Below are 15,475 nucleotides of genomic sequence, written 5' to 3'. Positions count from 1 at the left end.
CGCCCACCTGCTTGAACGGGCGGGCGGTGGTCTCAGCGGGCGGGCGGCGGTACCTCGTCGACCCCGGGGAGGGTCCGGACCGCCTCCCGGATCCGCGCGAGGACGGCCGGGTCGGTGCGGCGCAGGTGCACCTCGACGGAGTCGGGGAACTGGTCCGGGCCGATCCGGGCCAGGTCGGGGGAGCCGCAGTGGGTGGCGACGAAGCGTTCCCACCGGTCGACCGGGCTCACGGTCACCGCCCGGTCGATCTGGTGAAACTCCTTGAGCCGCACGAGCACCGCGCGCCGTTGCTCGTCGGTGACCTCCTGCTTGAAGAAGACCATCAGGACCCCTGGCTGCGGCGGCTGCTCCGGCGCGCAGGTCGGGGACGGTCGCGGGTCGCCGGCCACGGCGGTCGGCGGGTCCGCCGGCATCCGCCACACCGGCAGCGCCGCCGCACCGAGCACCACGGCGGTGGCCCCGGCCAACGCGCCGACCCGCCGCCGGGTCCGCGCCCGGCCCCGGGCCCGCACCGCGGCGGGCGGCGCCAGCCGCAGCCCGGACACGTCCCCCTCCAACTCCACCAGCGCCTCACGGATGCGTGACGACATCGGCGTCCTCCCTCTCGTCGTCGCCCAGCAGGGTGGCGAGCGCGGCCCGCGCCCGGGAGAGGTAGACCTTCACGGTCCCGGCCGGCATGCCGGTGCGTCGGGCGATCTCCGCCACCGGCAGGTCCTCGAGGTGGTGCAGGACGACGACCCGGCGCTGCGCCTCGGGCAGCCGGCGCAGCGCGTCCAGCAGGGCCACCCGGTCCGGGTTCGGCCCGGGCACGTCGGCGGTGCGGCCGAGCCGGGACCGCGCGGCGAACCAGCGCAGCAGGCCGCGGTGGCGGTTCGCCGACAACCGCCAGGCGACGGTACGCACCCAGCCCTCCGGGTCCTCGTAGTCGCCGACGGTCGACCACCGCTGCCAGGCCCGGGCGTACGCCTCCTGGGCCACGTCCTGCGCCTCGGCCAGGTTCCCGCAGTACGCGTAGACGTGGTGCACGACCCGTCTGGCCGTCGCCGTGTAGAAGGCGTCGAAGTCGTCCGCCGGGTCCATGCCACCTCGCTCCTGCCGCCGCTCTCTCCACCACCTGACACCCCGCAGGGGCGCGGCGGGTTACACCGGCGGCAGGGACGGGTGGGTCTGAGGATGCTTCAGCGGGGTAGGAGGGCTGTCATGTTCCTCTTCTTCTCGAACCGCATGGGCTGTCTCGGCTCCCTCCTGGTCAGCGCGATCATCACCGTGGTGCTGCTGTTGATCTTCTCGCGCTGACCGTCGGCCGTACGTGGTGAACGGCGGAGGTGCCACGGCGGGCGCCTGTCGCAGGCGACCCCTCAGACCCCCGGGACCACGTACGGCAGGTCCAGCAGGATGCGGTGGCCCACGATCTTCCACTCGCCGTCGATCCTGCGCAGGTCGGTGTCGTAGTACCCGGACTCGATCGGCTGCACGGTGCCCTGGGCGCCGAAGGTGCCGGCCGGCCAGCCGTTGGCCGGGCGGGCGGCGCCCTGGACGCGGAAGACGATGAACTGGGCGTTCATGTGGGCCTGGTCGCCGTCGACCTCGATGATGTGGTCGGTGGTCACGTGGTGACTGGAACCGCCCTCCGGGTGCGGGGCCATGTAGTTGTCGACGGCGTACGCGACGGCTGCCCCGCCGACCAGCGGCGGCGCGACCGGTTCGTAGCTGTCGGGGCCGGTCTTGGAGAGGCTCTGCACCACCGCGTCGTCGGTGAACAGGGCGCCCTGCGTCCTGCCGTCGCGCCGGTCGGTGGCCCGCACGTAGCGGGCCAGGATCTCCTGGATCTTCCGTTCATCGCTCATGACGATTCTCCCTCTTCCAGCACTTCGTAGCGATATGCCGGTGCCACCCTCGCCGCCGGCGAACCGGGGCGACGTGGCCCGGCCGGATTGCTACGCTAGAACCTGACGTTGACGTCAGAGACAAGTGCTTGTGAGTCAGGTCATCGGAGGGCCCATGCGTATCGGCGAGCTCGCCGCCCGTACCGGCGTCAGCGTCCGGGCGCTGCGCTACTACGAGGAGCAGAACCTCCTCGCCTCCGACCGCAGCGCAGGTGGCCAGCGGCGCTACCCCGAGAGCGCGGTCGAACGGGTGCAGTGGATCCAGCGGCTCTACGGGGCGGGCCTGCCGAGCCGAATGGTCCTGGAGCTGCTGCCCTGTGTCTTCACGCCCGGCTCGGACACCGGGCCGAGCATGCTCGGCAAGATGATGGCCGAACGGGATCGCATCGACGGGAAGGTCGCCGACCTGGTGACCACGCGCGACAAGCTGGACGGCCTGATCGCCGCGGCGCGCGAGTACATCGGTGAGGGCTCGGTGGCGGGGCCCAGCCCGGCCGCCGAGTCACGCACCGGTCAGCCGACACGGGCACACGGGGGGCCGTCCGGAGGGGCCGGGCAGCCGTAGAGGCGTCGGGGCCGGCGCCTTGACGGGGTAGGGCGGCGTGCCGCCGCCCTACCCCGGTTCGTGAGGGCCCCGCCAGTGGCACAGGGTGCGACCGCCGGCCGGGCGCTGGAGGCCCGCTTACCGGTAGTTGGTGAACTGGAGGGCGACGCCGAAGTCCTCGCCCTTGAGCAGCGTGATGACCGCCTGGAGGTCGTCCTTCTTCTTGCCGGTCACCCGCAGCTGGTCGCCCTGGATCTGCGCCTGCACGCCCTTCGGGCCCTCGTCGCGGATCTTCTTGCTGATCGCCTTGGCCTTGTCCGAGTCGATGCCCTGGATCACCTTGCAGTCGATCTTGAAGATCTTGCCGGAGGAGCGCGGGTCGCCCGCGTCCAGCGACTTCAGCGAGATGTTCCGCTTGACCAGCTTCTCCTTGAAGACGTCCAGCGCCGCGCTGACCCGCTCCTCGGTTTCCGCCTGGAGGCTGATCGCCTCCTCGCCCGACCAGGAGATCTCGGCGCCCGTGCCGCGGAAGTCGAACCGCTGCGCGAGCTCCTTCTCCGCCTGGCGGAGGGCGTTGTCGACCTCCTGCCGGTCGACCTTGCTCACGATGTCGAACGACGGGTTCGCTGCCATGATCATGCTCCTGCTGTCCGGCGGTCTGTCATGTTCTGTCCTCCGCTGACCAGCGGTGCGACCCCCTGACGGTACCCGGTTGCGCCGGGCCCGGGGGTGACCGCTATCCTTGCTTCCGCTGCCGCGTTGAACGTGGTGGCGATGCCCTGGCGGGTTGCCCGAGCGGCCAATGGGAGCGGACTGTAAATCCGTCGCGAAAGCTTCAGAGGTTCGAATCCTCTACCCGCCACCAGGCGTGAGAACGGCCCCCGAACAGCAGAGATGCTGATCGGGGGCCGTCGTCGTTCGGCGAGAGGCGGCAATCAGCCCTCGACGACCCCCGCAACCGCCGGCATCGGGTGGCCCGAAGTGGCGGTCGGCTGGAGGTGGTTCACCTCGCTCGTCACCCCGGCCTCGGAGAGCCGAGCGGTGATCCGGCGCCACTCCGGTTCGCTCTCGAGTCGGTCCGCGGCGAGGCCCCACCGTTCCCCATCCTCGAACATGGCCAGCGACACCACGAAGCGACCATCGCGTACCGGCAGCCGCGGGAAGGTGTTCTCCGCCGGCTCGGTCCGCCACATGGCCACCGGCACGCCGAAGGCCCGCTGAAGAACCGCGTGACCCGAGGTGGTCAGCCACGCCTCCAGGCCGGCGTCGGCCGGCAGCGCCCACACATGGGCGACGGCCCAGGTCGGGCTCGCCGTCGGTCCGGGCAACCCGGGCGTCGCCGGCGCGGCCGGGTGGTGTGCCGGCTCGGTCGGGCGGAGCAGGAGCACATCGTCGCTGTCGAGCATCGTGGCGTTGGCCGCGTCGCGGTGCGCCTGCCACACCGGCCCGTAGTAGAAGGACTCCAGCGCCTCGCGGCGCTGGTCCATGCCGGCGAAGCCGCGGAACCACACGAAGCGGTCCGGGTCCTCCCGGTCCCGGAACTGTCCACCGAGCCGCATTCCGGCCTGCTCCTGGCTCGCGACGAGCCAGGGCTGGAAGACCCGTTGCAGGTCGTCGAAGTGTCCGGGGCGCAGCGCGTACCGCCGCATCTCCACGACGGCGCAGCTGGCGAAGTCGGAAGGCTGCACATCAACCCCTTTCTGTAACAAACATTGTTACGAATTATCCTGACGGTGATCGAAAGCGCAACCGCCCGGACGGAGAAGCCATGGCCGGCAACAGTCGCCTCACCGTGGCCGTTCATGCCCTGTGCTGGCTCGCGCTGGCGCAGCGGCACGGTCACACCGGGCTGACCAGCGACCAGATCGCGGCCAGCCTGGACAGCAATCCGGCCGCGGTCCGTCGGGCCCTCGGCCCGCTGCGCGACGCCGGCATGGTCGCCGCCGGCCTCGGACCCGGCGGCGGGTGGTCGCTGTGTACGCCGGCCACCGGCATCACCCTCGCCGAGGTGTACGCGGCCGTCGAGCCGGGACCGGTGTTCGCGCTGCACCCGCACCAGCCACGGCAGGACTGCCCGGTCGGCTACGGGATCGCTCCCGTCCTGGACGACATCTACGACCGCGTGGGCCGAGCCGTCGCCGGTGAACTGTCCCGGCGGACGATCGCCGACGTGCTCGACACGGTGCTGCGGCGACACCCGCTGCCCGTGCCGTGGGCCGGTGTGCCGGCGCCGCGCGACTCATGACGCCTGCCCCGGGGGGTCCTCAAAGGACAGGGATGCTTTGCGGTAGCTGGGGAGTATTCGGCTGTTAGTTCGTTAGGTCAGAGTGATCAGCAGCTGAACCGCCCGTGATCGACGCGTGAGGGCGGGTATCACCCCGCCAGTCAAACGGTCCTGCCGATCGGTCGGACTTGCTGGCATCCAGGTGGAGTCAGGGCTGCGAGGGGTTTGTTGACTTCGTGGGTTGTGGCACCATCATGGAATCTTCACCCCCCTCGTGCTTACGTTCCCCGACAGGAGTCACACGATGCCTACTCAAAAGCTGGGTCGGCTGCTCGGCATGACCATGATGCTGCTCGCGCTCTTCGCCGGCGCTGCCGCTGGTGCCGGCCTCTCCGACGCCGGCAACCTCGCCACCCTCGAGTTCGAGTGGCACTAGACGTAGACGCCCTTCGCCGCAGGTGAGTCGAGGGTCTCACCGCTGGACCGAGGTGGTGCGGTCCGACCGCCCCGGAGCAGAGATCGGTGACGTAAGGGAGCGCAATGGCGACCCACACGGCGAAGGTCCGGCGTCCCACTGATCTCGCCTGGCTGATCACCGGGCCACTGACGCTTCTCGCTGTCCTGTGCTGTCTGTTGATGGTGGTCGCGGCGGAGAAGCCTGCCGGTGAGTGGGGGCTGGCCGCCCTTCTGCTCGTCGCCCTCGTGGCGGCGCAGTTCCCGGTGCTCAGCTTCGTGGTCCGTCGCCAGACCCTGGCCGCGACGATCACCGAGATCCCGCTCGTCCTGTCCCTGTTCTACCTACCCCCGCTGACCGTGGTCCTGGTGGCCACGGTCGCAGCCGTGGTGAGTCAGCTCCGCCGGCGACTCGGCACGGCGAAGCTCGCGTTCAACGTGGCTCGCGCCGCGGCCGCGACCTCGGTGGGCGTCCTGGTGCTGCTGGCGCTCCCCGACATCCGGGGCGTCGGCCCGGGCACCTGGGGCATCCTCTTCGCCGCGGTCAGCACCATCACCCTGGTCACCTTGGCGGCCGTCGTCGGTGTCATCACCCTGTTGCAGGGCTGGCAGGCCGGGCTGGAGGTGGTGCGAACGTCCACCGCCCCGTTGGTGGCGGCCGGGGTCAACGCCACGGTCGGCCTGATCATTCTCATCGCGGTCAGCGCCACCCGCTGGTCGCTGCTCCTGCTCGGCGCGCTCGCGCTCATCGTCGCCGTGGTCTACCGGGCGTACGCGAAGTTCCTTCGTCAGCACCGCACGCTCGCCGACATCTACGAACTGACCCAGGCCATGACGCGCAGCGGACAGGACGGGACTCTGCCCGACGCCCTGCTGGGGCGGGTGCGAGCACTCATGCAGGCCGAGTACTCCACGCTCTGGCTGCCGGCCCAGGGCCGTCACCCCGAGGTACTGCTCACCTCCCGGGTGGACGGGCGCGGCCTGCTCGACTTCGCCACCACCCCTGCCGAGCTGCGGGAGCAGGTCGTCAAGGACCGGCGCACATACGTGCTCGGCAGCGACCGCCAACGGCTCGAGGCGGTGCGCCAGACCGGGATCAAGGACGCGATCATCGTGCCGCTCCGATCCGGTGAGGCCGTGATCGGCACCCTGGAGGTGGTCAATCGACTCAGCGACGTCGGCCGGTTCTCGCCCGAGGACAATCCGGTCTTCGAGACGGTCGCCGCGCACGCCGCCGTCGCCCTGGAGAACTCCCGGCTGGTCGACCGGCTGCGCCACGACGCGTACCACGACACGCTCACCAAGCTGCCCAACCGGCGCCGGATCACCGGCGCGCTGGAGGAGGCGGTGAAGATCCGGGCGCCCGGTGAGGTGGTCGCCCTGCTGCTCTTCGACGTCGACGGACTGCGGCAGGTCAACGAGTCCCTTGGTCACGCGGCCGGGGACCGGGTCCTCGCCGAGGTGGCCGAGCGGCTGCGCACCTGCGCTCCCTCCTCGGCGCTGGTGGGGCGGGCCGGCGGGGACGAGTTCCTGGTGACGTTGCGGTGCGAGAGCGCGGACGCGGCCCTGGAACTGGCCGGCCAGCTGCGCGAGCGGATCCGCGGTGAGATGGCCTTCGACGCGCTCACCCTCGACGTGGACACCGCCGTGGGGGTGGCCGTACACCCGGAGCACGGCAGCGACGCGGCCACCCTGTTGCAACGGGTCGACCTGGCCGCCACGGCGGCGAAGTCGGTGCCGGGCAGCGTCCAGCTGTTCAACCCGGCGCTGGAGTCGCGGTCGTTGCGCCGCCTCGGCCTCGCCGGCGACCTGCGCCGGGCGTTGGACGACGGCGAGCTGGAGGTCTACTTCCAACCCAAGGTGACGCTGCGGGACCGTCGGCTGGTCGGCGTCGAGTGCCTGGCCCGCTGGGAGCACCCGGCGCACGGCACGGTGGCCCCCGAGGACTTCGTCGCGGTGGCCGAGCACACCGGACAACTGGGCCGGCTCACCGAGCTGGTCCTCCGGGAGGGGCTGCGGCGCAGTCGGGACTGGACGCACGCCGCGCAGCCGCTCGCCGTCGCGGTCAACCTCTCCGCGCGTACGCTCACCGACCGCGACTTCCCCGACCGGGTCCGGGACCTGCTCACGGAGTACGGCGTGCCCGCGCAGCGGCTCACCTTCGAGATCCGGGAGACCGGGCTGCTGGACGGCACCGACCGGCCGATCCCGACCCTGCGCCGGCTGCGCGACCTCGGCGTACGGCTGTCGGTGGACGACTTCGGCACCGGCTCCTCCTCGCTGGCGTACCTTCGCCGGCTGCCCGTGCACGAGGTGAAGGTCGACCGTTCCTTCGTGCAGGGGATGGCGACCGACCCGGGCGACCTGGCGATCGTCAACGCGGTGGTGACGCTCTCCCAGCAGTTCGGCCTGGCGGTGGTGGCCGAGGGGGTGGAGAGCGAGCTGACCCTGGAGCTGCTCCAGGACATCGGCTGCGAGATCGGCCAGGGCTTCCTGTTCAGCCGCCCGCTGCCGTACGAGCGTCTGGAGGCGTGGTTCGGCGCCCAGGTCGACCCGGAGTCGATCACCGTGGGCGAGCTGCCGCGCCTGCGTGTGGTGCCCTGAGCTGCGCGGATGGCATAGCAGGGGATCCGATTTCACGGCCGCCAGGAGGCCGTGTAATGTATCCCCTGCGCGACGCCCTCCGGGGTGATCGGGTAGGCCCCCTTAGCTCAGTCGGCAGAGCGTCTCCATGGTAAGGAGAAGGTCTACGGTTCGATTCCGTAAGGGGGCTCAAAGGGTCCGGCTGGACCCGCCACGGCGGTGTAGCTCAGATGGTAGAGCAAGCGGCTCATAATCGCTGTGTCGCCGGTTCAAGTCCGGCCACCGCTACTCTCGTCCTCCGGGCTCGTTCCCGGTGGTCGGTGGGACGGGCGCCACAGGCGCCCACTTTGCATGTCCACGTCATCAGCGCGTAGGCTCATGCGTCGTAGTTGTTGTCCGTTAGCGAGGAAGGCACTCCGCCGTGGCGAAGGCGACCGATGTCCGGCCGAAGATCACTTTGGCGTGTGTGGAGTGCAAGGAGCGCAACTACATCACGCGCAAGAACCGTCGTAACGACCCGGACCGCATCGAGCTGAAGAAGTTCTGCCCCCGGGACGGCAAGCACACGATCCACCGCGAGACCCGCTGACCTGCGGCCGGCACTGCCGGCCAGGTCCCCGAAGCAGCATCCGATCGCCGATCCGCACGGCTGACGGCCCCCAACGGCCGGCCTCCGTCCGGATCGGCGATCGTTTTTGCGTGTAGGTTCGGCGGCATGTCCCTGGACCCGTCCTTCGTCGGCCGGAGCTATCCGCCGACCGCCCCCTACCAGGTGGGCCGAGAAAAGATCCGCGAGTTCGCCACCGCGATCGGCGCCACCGACGCGGCGTACCACGACCCGGAGGCGGCCCGCGCGCTCGGCCATCCGGACGTGGTGGCCCCGCCGACCTTCCCCCAGGTGCTCACCATGGCCGCGAACGCCCGGATCGTCGAGGATCCGGCGCTCGGCGTGGACTACAGCCGCGTCGTCCACGGCGACCAGCGGTTCGCGTACACCCGTCCGGTGGTGGCCGGCGACGAGCTGGTCTGCGTGAGCAGCATCGACGAGATCACCAGCCGCGGCGGGCACGGTTTCCTGACCACCCGCACCGAGGTCGCCACGGTGGCCGGCGAGCCGGTGGTCACCGTCTGGTCCAAGATCGTCGTACGCGGGGAGGCCTGACATGGAGCTGCCCACCCAGACCTTCCGGGTGACCCGCGCGGACCTGGTCCGTTACGCCGGCGCCTCCGGTGACTTCAACCCGATCCACTGGAGCGACCGGATCGCCACCGGGGTCGGCCTGCCCGGCGTCATCGCCCACGGGATGTTCACCATGGCGCTGGTGGGCCGCGCGCTGACCGGCTGGGCCGGCGCGTCCGACGCGGTGGTCGACTACAACGTGCGGTTCGCCCGGCCGGTGGTCGTCCCGGACGACGATCAGGGCACCGAGATCGAGGTCTCCGCGGTGGTCCGTGAGGTCACCGAGGAGGGTCTGACCAGGCTCGATGTCACCGCGACCTGCCGGGGCGAGAAGGTCCTGTCGCAGGCTCGGGCGACCGTGCGCACACCGGCCTGACGGGCGTTCCGACGCGCTGGGGGTGGACCGGTTGGGAAAGTCGCACCACTACCCGTACACTGGTCCGCCGTGGGGCAAGTGACCCCTGCGCGGTCGTTCGCGACCGGGTGGGGTGAGAGTTGCCGCACAGGGGTGTAGCTCAATTGGCAGAGCAGCGGTCTCCAAAACCGCAGGCTGCAGGTTCAAGTCCTGTCACCCCTGCGCCTCAGGCCTGACCGTTCCCGTGGGTCGCGCCGCCGCCCGGCGGCGTCCGGCCCGTGGTGGTGGCATCGGCGGGGTGGTTCCGAGGCGATCGGGTCCGCCCTGGTCGATCCGCCGGCCGCGGCCCGTCGCGGGACGGTTGGTCCGGCCGGCGTGACCACACGCCGCGCATACCCCACCGGTGTGCGACCCGAGATCCCGCTACGGAGGGCGAAGTGGCCGAGAGCAAGCGGCGCGGCGAGGACGCCGGCGACGAGCTGCGCGACGAGCGCGACGAGGTCGTCGACGACGTGGCCGACGACGAGGCCACCGCCACCGACGAGCCGGTCTCCCGGGGTGGCACCGCCACCCGGGCCCGGGCCCGGGCCGAGTCGTCCGACGGCCGGAAGACCCGGAGGGACACCGAGCGGATCGGGCTCTTCGCCCGCATCGCGCGGTTCTTCCGCGAGGTCGTGGCCGAGCTGCGTAAGGTCATCTGGCCGACCCGCAAGGAGCTGTTGACCTACACCGCCGTGGTGGTCACCTTCGTCGCCGTGATGCTGACGATCGTCGGACTGCTCGACTTCGCGTTCGCGAAGGGCGTGCTGTGGGTCTTCGGCAACCCCAGCTGACCGGCCTGATGTGCCGATAGTGACGGAAGTGAGCGAGCGTGCCTGAGTACGACGAGACCGCCGAGACCACGGACGAGCAGTCCGCGGTGGCGACGGCGGCTGGTGACGAGTCGGTCGAGGCCGCCAACGAGTCCGAGTTCCCGACCAGTGAGCCGGTGGAGGAGGACTTCGACCCGGTCGCCGAGCTGCGCCAGAAGCTGCGCTACGCCCCCGGTGACTGGTACGTGGTCCACTCGTACGCCGGCTACGAGAACAAGGTCAAGACCAACCTCGAGACCCGGATCACCTCCCTCGACATGGAGGACTTCATCTACCAGGTCGAGGTGCCGACCCGGGAAGAGGTCGAGGTCAAGAACGGCAAGCGCTCCCAGGTGCAGGCCAAGGTCTTCCCGGGCTACATCCTGGTGCGGATGGAGCTGACCGCGGAGTCCTACTCCTGCGTCCGGAACACCCCGGGCGTGACCGGCTTCGTCGGGGCGACCGACCGGGCCGACCGTCCGGCGCCGCTGAGCCTCGACGAGGTGCTGAAGTGGCTGGCCCCGGCGGTCGAGACCGAGCAGAAGAAGGCCAAGCCCGAGGTCAGGGTCCTCGACTTCGAGGTCGGCGACTCGGTCACCGTCACCGACGGCGCGTTCGCCTCGCTGCCGGCGACGATCAGCGAGATCAACGCCGACCAGCAGAAGCTCAAGGTGCTGGTGTCGATCTTCGGCCGGGAGACTCCGGTCGAGCTGAACTTCAACCAGGTAACCAAGATCTGACGTTCCGGTTCGCCGGCGGAGGGCTGTCCAGCCCGCCGCCGGCGTACTCGTTCCGGGCCCGCCGCAGCTTCGACGGGCCTCGGCGGACGGGGCGGCCGGACGCTGCGCTACCCTAGAATGTCGCCGCTGTCGCATCGCGCTGACCGTGCGCGCCCGCGGCCGGCACATATCCCAGTTCCAAGCCCCAGGAAGTGACATGCCTCCGAAGAAGAAGCTCGTCAAGACGTTCACGCTTCAGCTGAAGGCCGGCCAGGCCACCCCGGCTCCGCCGGTCGGCCCGGCGCTCGGTCAGCACGGCGTGAACATCATGGAGTTCTGCAAGTCGTACAACGCGCAGACCGAGTCCCAGCGGGGCGACATCGTCCCCGCCGAGATCAGCGTGTACGAGGACCGGACCTTCACCTTCGTCCTGAAGACCCCGCCCGCCGCCCGGCTGCTGCTCAAGGCCGCCGGCGTGGACAAGGGCTCCGGCGTCCCGCAGAAGGACAAGGTCGGCTCGGTCACCATGACCCAGGTGCGCGAGATCGCCGAGAAGAAGATGGTCGACCTCAACGCCAACGACGTGGACCAGGCTGCGAAGATCATCGCCGGCACCGCCCGGTCGATGGGCATCGTCGTCAACGACTGACGTCGTCCACCTTCCTTCAGATCAGTTCGTGGGAGGGCGCGCGGTCGCCGCGGCCCGCCAGCAACCACAGGAGTATCGAGAAATGCAGCGCAGCAAGAGCTACCGCAAGGCCGCCGACGTCATCGACCGGTCGAAGCTGTACACCCCCGCCGAGGCCGTCAAGCTGGCCAAGGAGACCACCAACGTCAAGTTCGACGCCACGGTCGAGGTCGCGATGCGCCTCGGCGTCGACCCCCGCAAGGCGGACCAGATGGTCCGCGGCGTGGTCAACCTGCCGCACGGCACCGGCAAGACCGCCCGCGTGATCGTGTTCGCCGCCGGCGCGAAGGCCGAGGAGGCCGCCGCCGCCGGTGCCGACGAGGTGGGCACCGACGAGCTGGTCGCCCGGATCCAGGGCGGTTGGCTGGACTTCGACGCGGCGATCGCCACCCCGGACCAGATGGCCAAGATCGGCCGGATCGCGCGGATCCTGGGCCCGCGCGGCCTGATGCCGAACCCGAAGACGGGCACGGTGACCATGGACGTCACCAAGGCCGTTCAGGACATCAAGGGCGGCAAGATCACCTTCCGGGTGGACAAGCACTCCAACCTGCACCTGATCATCGGCAAGGCCTCGTTCGGCGAGACCCAGCTGATCGAGAACTACGCCGCCGTCCTCGACGAGGTGCTCCGCGCCAAGCCGTCGGCGGCCAAGGGCACGTACCTGAAGAAGGTCACCCTGACCACCACCATGGGCCCGGGCGTCCCGGTCGACCCGAAGGTGGTCAAGAACTTCCAGGAGACCGGCGCCGAGGGCTGAGCGCCGCCTCCCGCGAAGGGGCCCCGCCACGGTTGTGGCGGGGCCCCTTCCGTCTGCCGGTTGTGGCACGCTCACGGGATGCGAGTGGAGGACGTCTGGCTCCGGTACCGGCGTGGCGGCCCCTGGGTGCTGCGGGCGGCGGCGGTGTCCATCGACCCGGGCGAGGTGGCGGTGGTGCTGGGCCGGAACGGCGCCGGCAAGTCCACCCTGCTGCAACTCGCCGCCGGCGTGCTCAGCCCGACCCGGGGCCGGGTGCTCGACCGTCCCCGGCGGGTGGGCTGGGTGCCGGAGCGCTTCCCCGCGGACCAGCCGTTCACCGTGACCGCCTATCTCACCGCCATGGGACGGGCTGCCGGCCTGCCGGCGACCGACACGGCCGCGGCGGTGGACCGCTGGACGGAACGGCTGGGCCTGACCCGGTTCCGGGGTGTCCGGCTGGCCGAGCTGTCCAAGGGGACGGCGCAGAAGGTCGGCCTGGCCCAGGCGATGCTCCGCCGCCCCGGCCTGCTGGTGCTCGACGAGCCGTGGGAGGGGCTGGACGCGGCGGCCCGCGAGCTGGTCCCCGGCCTGGTCGACGAGGTGCTCGCGGCGGGCGGCTCGGTGCTGGTCAGCGACCACCGCGGGGAGACGGTCCGACTGCCGGGCGCCGCCCGGTGGACGGTCGCGGACGGCACGGTCGGCACCGAGCCGCCGGCCGTCGCGCCGGCGGCGGCGCACGCGGTGGTCGAGGTCTCGGTGCCGGCAGCGCGGGTGGCGGGCACCGTCGCCCGGTTGCGCGCCGACGGCCACCACGTCCTGCGGGTACGCACCGACTCCTCCCCGCCCGACGCCCCGGCGACCCCAGGTGAGGTGGCGGCCCGGTGAGCGGCCTGGTCCGGATGCGGCTGGCCGGCTTCCTGCGTACCGGCCGGGCGCTGGCCCCGCTCCTCGCCGGCCTGCTCGCCCTCGCCGTGCTGTACGGCGGCGGCCGGGCCCGGCCGGCGGAGGCGTACGGCGTCTCGGCCGTGGTGCTCTTCCCGGTGCTGGCCTGGCAGACCAAGATCCTGCTCGACGTCGAGCCGGACGTGCAGCGCCGGCTGGCCCTGGTGCTGGTCGGCCCGGCCCGGGAACGCGCGGCCGGGCTGCTGGCGGCGGCCCTTGCCGGCGCCGGCACGGTGGCCGTGGCGCTGGTCTTCCCGTGGCTGGTGGGCGGGGTGGTTGCCCCGTCGGGAGCCGGGGAGCAGTCGTTGCCGGTGGGGCTGGCCCTGGGCCTCTGGGCGCACCTGCTCGCCCTGCCGCCCGCGGTGGCGCTCGGCGCCCTGGCCAGCCGGGCCGTGACCGGTTCCGCCGGGTACGGCGTCGCGGTGCTGGCCCTCGGCGCGGTCGGCACCCTGGCGCTGGGGTTGAGCGGCTCGGCGGTGCCCTGGCTGGTGCCGCCGCTGCTGGCGACCGCCCGGGCGCTGGGCGGGGGAGTGGCGCCGGCCACCGGCGGACTCCTGTCGGCGTGGGCGGTGGCCTGGACGGCGGTGGTGCTGGCCGGCTACCTCCGGTGGCGACGGGTTCGTCCCTGACGGCGGCCCGGCGCGGTGACCGGGCGCACTTCGAGGGCGATTTGGCGATCACGCGCCGTGTCGCGTAACCTTCTGCTCGAAGTTCCACCCAGAGACCGCTGGTCACCGTGCTCCGGCACGGTCGAAGGTCCCGCGATGACGGGCGACCCGCGCAGGGCGGTAAGCGAAACTCGGCTGTGTCACCCGCGGTCCACCGACCGCGATGCGACCGGCCGGCCCTCGCCCCGTGCGCCCTGCGCCGGGGCTTTTCTCGTTGTCGCGTCGCCTCCGCCACCGTCGCGAGCCACCGCTCGTCGACGGTGACCAGCCTCGAGCAACGAGAGAGGAGGGACATGGCGGACAAGCCGATCCGGTCCGACAAGGCCACGGCCGTCGCTGAGCTGACCGAGAGCTTCCGTAACTCCGGTGCCACGGTGTTGACCGAGTACCGCGGTCTGACGGTTTCCCAGCTCACCCAGCTGCGGCGCTCGCTCGGCAAGGAGACCAGCTACACCGTCGCGAAGAACACGCTGGCGAAGCGTGCGGCGAGCGACGCGGGCATCTCCGGCCTCGACGAGCTGTTCACCGGTCCTACCGCGCTGACTTTCGTTTCGGGCGACGTCGTCGAGGCGGCGAAGGGCCTTCGCGACTTCGCGAAGGCCAACCCGAAGCTCGTCATCAAGGGCGGCGTCTTCGAGGGCAGGGCCATTTCCGCGGCCGAGGTCACGAAGCTTGCCGACCTGGAGTCCCGTGAGGTGCTGCTGGCCAAGCTGGCCGGCGCCATGAAGGGCAACCTGAGCAAGGCCGCGGCCCTGTTCCAGGCTCCGCTCTCCAAGGCCGCCCGTGCGGCGGCCGCCCTGGCGGACAAGAAGCGCGAGCAGGAGGGCGCCGAGGCGGCCTGAGGCCCCCCGGCGCACCAGATTCTTACCTAACAGTTTCAGGAAAGGACGCCAGACATGGCGAAGCTCAGCACCGACGAGCTGCTCGACGCGTTCAAGGAGATGACGCTGATCGAGCTCTCCGAGTTCGTGAAGCAGTTCGAGGAGACCTTCGAGGTCACCGCGGCCGCTCCGGTCGCCGTTGCCGCCGCCGGCGGCGCCGCCGGCCCGGCCGCCCCGGCCGAGGAGGAGAAGGACGAGTTCGACGTCATCCTCGAGGCTGACGGCGGCAAGAAGATCCAGGTCATCAAGGTCGTGCGTGAGCTGACCGGCCTGGGCCTCAAGGAGGCCAAGGACCTGGTCGAGGCCGCTCCGAAGGCCATCCTGGAGAAGGCCAACAAGGAGACCGCCGACAAGGCCAAGGCCAAGCTCGAGGGCGAGGGCGCCAAGGTCACCCTCAAGTGACCTTGCGTTGACCTGACGCGTGTCCGGCTCACGTGAGTCGGGGCACACCGCGTTCGTGGCGGGCGGTGATCCGGGAACGGGTCACCGCCCGCTGTGGTTGTTACGACACGGTGAGCAACGGCCTGAGCAGGGCGGCTGTCGTCGGCGTGGAGCGGTCGGGGGGCCCGTGGCGGTAGTCCGCCGGAGGGAAAGACCCCGGCGAGCCGAGACCGGCCCTTGACGCGGGAGCACGCTGCCAGGCACGCTGACACCAGCAAGACCTTCCGCGCTTGCAACGGCCACCTCTTGGGTAATGGCAGCGGCACCACGCCGCTTCGCGACCCGAGCGGCCCGACAGGAACGTTGCGTTCCGAGCGGCCC

At 71.1% G+C, this 15,475-nt stretch carries 20 protein-coding genes and 4 tRNA genes; 19 read left to right on the top strand and 5 right to left on the bottom strand.

The features are described 5' to 3' along the window. Nucleotides 1-32 precede the first annotated feature (32 nt). The 3 genes from GA0070564_RS14215 to GA0070564_RS14205 all read right to left on the bottom strand — a co-directional run bounded on the left by GA0070564_RS14215 (nucleotide 33) and on the right by GA0070564_RS14205 (nucleotide 1,847). A complete protein-coding gene (locus GA0070564_RS14215; RefSeq protein WP_091608918.1) occupies nucleotides 33-590 on the bottom strand; it encodes a permease-like cell division protein FtsX in 558 nt (185 codons plus the stop codon). After that, the gene (locus GA0070564_RS14210; protein ID WP_091608915.1) at nucleotides 571-1,080 is read right to left on the bottom strand and encodes a SigE family RNA polymerase sigma factor; all 510 of its coding nucleotides are present in this window, start codon (nucleotides 1,078-1,080) and stop codon (nucleotides 571-573) included. The genes GA0070564_RS14215 and GA0070564_RS14210 overlap by 20 nt, the downstream gene beginning before the upstream one ends. A gap of 278 nt (nucleotides 1,081-1,358) precedes the next feature. After that, on the bottom strand, nucleotides 1,359-1,847 hold the full coding sequence (locus GA0070564_RS14205; protein ID WP_091608913.1) for a nuclear transport factor 2 family protein: 489 nt from the start codon (nucleotides 1,845-1,847) through the stop codon (nucleotides 1,359-1,361). A 154-nt stretch (nucleotides 1,848-2,001) separates the two neighbouring features. Here GA0070564_RS14205 and GA0070564_RS14200 point away from each other — a divergent pair, with 154 nt between their 5' ends. Next, nucleotides 2,002-2,451 carry a MerR family transcriptional regulator gene (locus GA0070564_RS14200; protein WP_091608911.1) on the top strand — a complete coding sequence of 150 codons (450 nt, stop codon included), beginning with the start codon at nucleotides 2,002-2,004 and terminating at the stop codon, nucleotides 2,449-2,451. Nucleotides 2,452-2,568: 117 nt separating this feature from the next. Here GA0070564_RS14200 and GA0070564_RS14195 read toward each other — a convergent pair whose 3' ends face one another. Continuing rightward, complete coding sequence (locus GA0070564_RS14195; protein WP_176730668.1) at nucleotides 2,569-3,063, bottom strand: YajQ family cyclic di-GMP-binding protein; 495 nt, start codon at nucleotides 3,061-3,063, stop codon at nucleotides 2,569-2,571. Between the two features lie 148 nt (nucleotides 3,064-3,211). On the opposite strand from GA0070564_RS14195, the gene GA0070564_RS14190 reads away from it, so the two are divergent. Beyond that, a tRNA-Tyr gene (locus tag GA0070564_RS14190) sits at nucleotides 3,212-3,295 on the top strand. Between the two features lie 70 nt (nucleotides 3,296-3,365). Here the strand turns inward: GA0070564_RS14190 and GA0070564_RS14185 are convergent. After that, complete coding sequence (locus GA0070564_RS14185) at nucleotides 3,366-4,118, bottom strand: NIPSNAP family protein (RefSeq protein WP_091608906.1); 753 nt, start codon at nucleotides 4,116-4,118, stop codon at nucleotides 3,366-3,368. A gap of 80 nt (nucleotides 4,119-4,198) precedes the next feature. Here GA0070564_RS14185 and GA0070564_RS14180 point away from each other — a divergent pair, with 80 nt between their 5' ends. From GA0070564_RS14180 to rplL, 17 genes are all read left to right on the top strand, one after another. Further along, nucleotides 4,199-4,675, top strand: coding sequence for an Rrf2 family transcriptional regulator (locus tag GA0070564_RS14180; RefSeq protein WP_091608903.1), 477 nt, complete (start codon nucleotides 4,199-4,201; stop codon nucleotides 4,673-4,675). A gap of 283 nt (nucleotides 4,676-4,958) precedes the next feature. Continuing rightward, a complete protein-coding gene (locus GA0070564_RS30210) occupies nucleotides 4,959-5,090 on the top strand; it encodes a hypothetical protein (RefSeq protein WP_281182152.1) in 132 nt (43 codons plus the stop codon). 104 nt (nucleotides 5,091-5,194) lie between these two features. Next, entirely contained in the window at nucleotides 5,195-7,711 is a 2,517-nt protein-coding gene (locus GA0070564_RS14175; protein ID WP_091608901.1) for a putative bifunctional diguanylate cyclase/phosphodiesterase, read from the top strand. A gap of 96 nt (nucleotides 7,712-7,807) precedes the next feature. Next, nucleotides 7,808-7,880: transfer RNA gene (locus tag GA0070564_RS14170), tRNA-Thr, on the top strand. 25 nt (nucleotides 7,881-7,905) lie between these two features. Continuing rightward, nucleotides 7,906-7,978: transfer RNA gene (locus GA0070564_RS14165), tRNA-Met, on the top strand. A gap of 133 nt (nucleotides 7,979-8,111) precedes the next feature. After that, a complete protein-coding gene (rpmG, locus tag GA0070564_RS14160) occupies nucleotides 8,112-8,279 on the top strand; it encodes a 50S ribosomal protein L33 (RefSeq protein ID WP_067301359.1) in 168 nt (55 codons plus the stop codon). A 126-nt stretch (nucleotides 8,280-8,405) separates the two neighbouring features. Next, nucleotides 8,406-8,852 (top strand): MaoC family dehydratase N-terminal domain-containing protein, encoded by a 447-nt coding sequence (locus GA0070564_RS14155; RefSeq protein WP_091608898.1) that lies wholly within the window; start codon nucleotides 8,406-8,408, stop codon nucleotides 8,850-8,852. Between the two features lies 1 nt (nucleotide 8,853). Beyond that, the gene (locus GA0070564_RS14150; RefSeq protein WP_091608896.1) at nucleotides 8,854-9,246 is read left to right on the top strand and encodes a MaoC family dehydratase; all 393 of its coding nucleotides are present in this window, start codon (nucleotides 8,854-8,856) and stop codon (nucleotides 9,244-9,246) included. A 128-nt stretch (nucleotides 9,247-9,374) separates the two neighbouring features. Next, nucleotides 9,375-9,447 (top strand) — tRNA-Trp (locus GA0070564_RS14145). Nucleotides 9,448-9,662: 215 nt separating this feature from the next. After that, nucleotides 9,663-10,058 (top strand): preprotein translocase subunit SecE, encoded by a 396-nt coding sequence (gene secE, locus GA0070564_RS14140; protein WP_091608894.1) that lies wholly within the window; start codon nucleotides 9,663-9,665, stop codon nucleotides 10,056-10,058. A 38-nt stretch (nucleotides 10,059-10,096) separates the two neighbouring features. Beyond that, complete coding sequence (gene nusG / locus GA0070564_RS14135; RefSeq protein WP_091608892.1) at nucleotides 10,097-10,816, top strand: transcription termination/antitermination protein NusG; 720 nt, start codon at nucleotides 10,097-10,099, stop codon at nucleotides 10,814-10,816. Between the two features lie 196 nt (nucleotides 10,817-11,012). Continuing rightward, nucleotides 11,013-11,444: a 50S ribosomal protein L11 gene (rplK, locus tag GA0070564_RS14130; protein WP_091608889.1), complete on the top strand. Its 432-nt coding sequence runs from the start codon at nucleotides 11,013-11,015 to the stop codon at nucleotides 11,442-11,444. An 82-nt stretch (nucleotides 11,445-11,526) separates the two neighbouring features. Then, entirely contained in the window at nucleotides 11,527-12,243 is a 717-nt protein-coding gene (rplA, locus tag GA0070564_RS14125) for a 50S ribosomal protein L1 (RefSeq protein ID WP_091608887.1), read from the top strand. A gap of 78 nt (nucleotides 12,244-12,321) precedes the next feature. Then, complete coding sequence (locus GA0070564_RS14120) at nucleotides 12,322-13,107, top strand: ATP-binding cassette domain-containing protein (protein WP_091608885.1); 786 nt, start codon at nucleotides 12,322-12,324, stop codon at nucleotides 13,105-13,107. Beyond that, nucleotides 13,104-13,793: a hypothetical protein gene (locus GA0070564_RS14115; protein WP_091608883.1), complete on the top strand. Its 690-nt coding sequence runs from the start codon at nucleotides 13,104-13,106 to the stop codon at nucleotides 13,791-13,793. Before GA0070564_RS14120 ends, GA0070564_RS14115 begins: the two co-directional genes overlap by 4 nt. 332 nt (nucleotides 13,794-14,125) lie before the next feature. Then, nucleotides 14,126-14,674: a 50S ribosomal protein L10 gene (gene rplJ, locus GA0070564_RS14110; RefSeq protein ID WP_091608880.1), complete on the top strand. Its 549-nt coding sequence runs from the start codon at nucleotides 14,126-14,128 to the stop codon at nucleotides 14,672-14,674. A gap of 54 nt (nucleotides 14,675-14,728) precedes the next feature. Continuing rightward, a complete protein-coding gene (gene rplL, locus GA0070564_RS14105) occupies nucleotides 14,729-15,115 on the top strand; it encodes a 50S ribosomal protein L7/L12 (protein WP_091608878.1) in 387 nt (128 codons plus the stop codon). Nucleotides 15,116-15,475 lie beyond the last annotated feature (360 nt).

The organism is Micromonospora mirobrigensis (assembly GCF_900091555.1).
GTDB classification, from domain to species: Bacteria; Actinomycetota; Actinomycetes; order Mycobacteriales; family Micromonosporaceae; genus Micromonospora; species Micromonospora mirobrigensis.
This window is presented reverse-complemented; position numbering and strand designations above follow the sequence as displayed.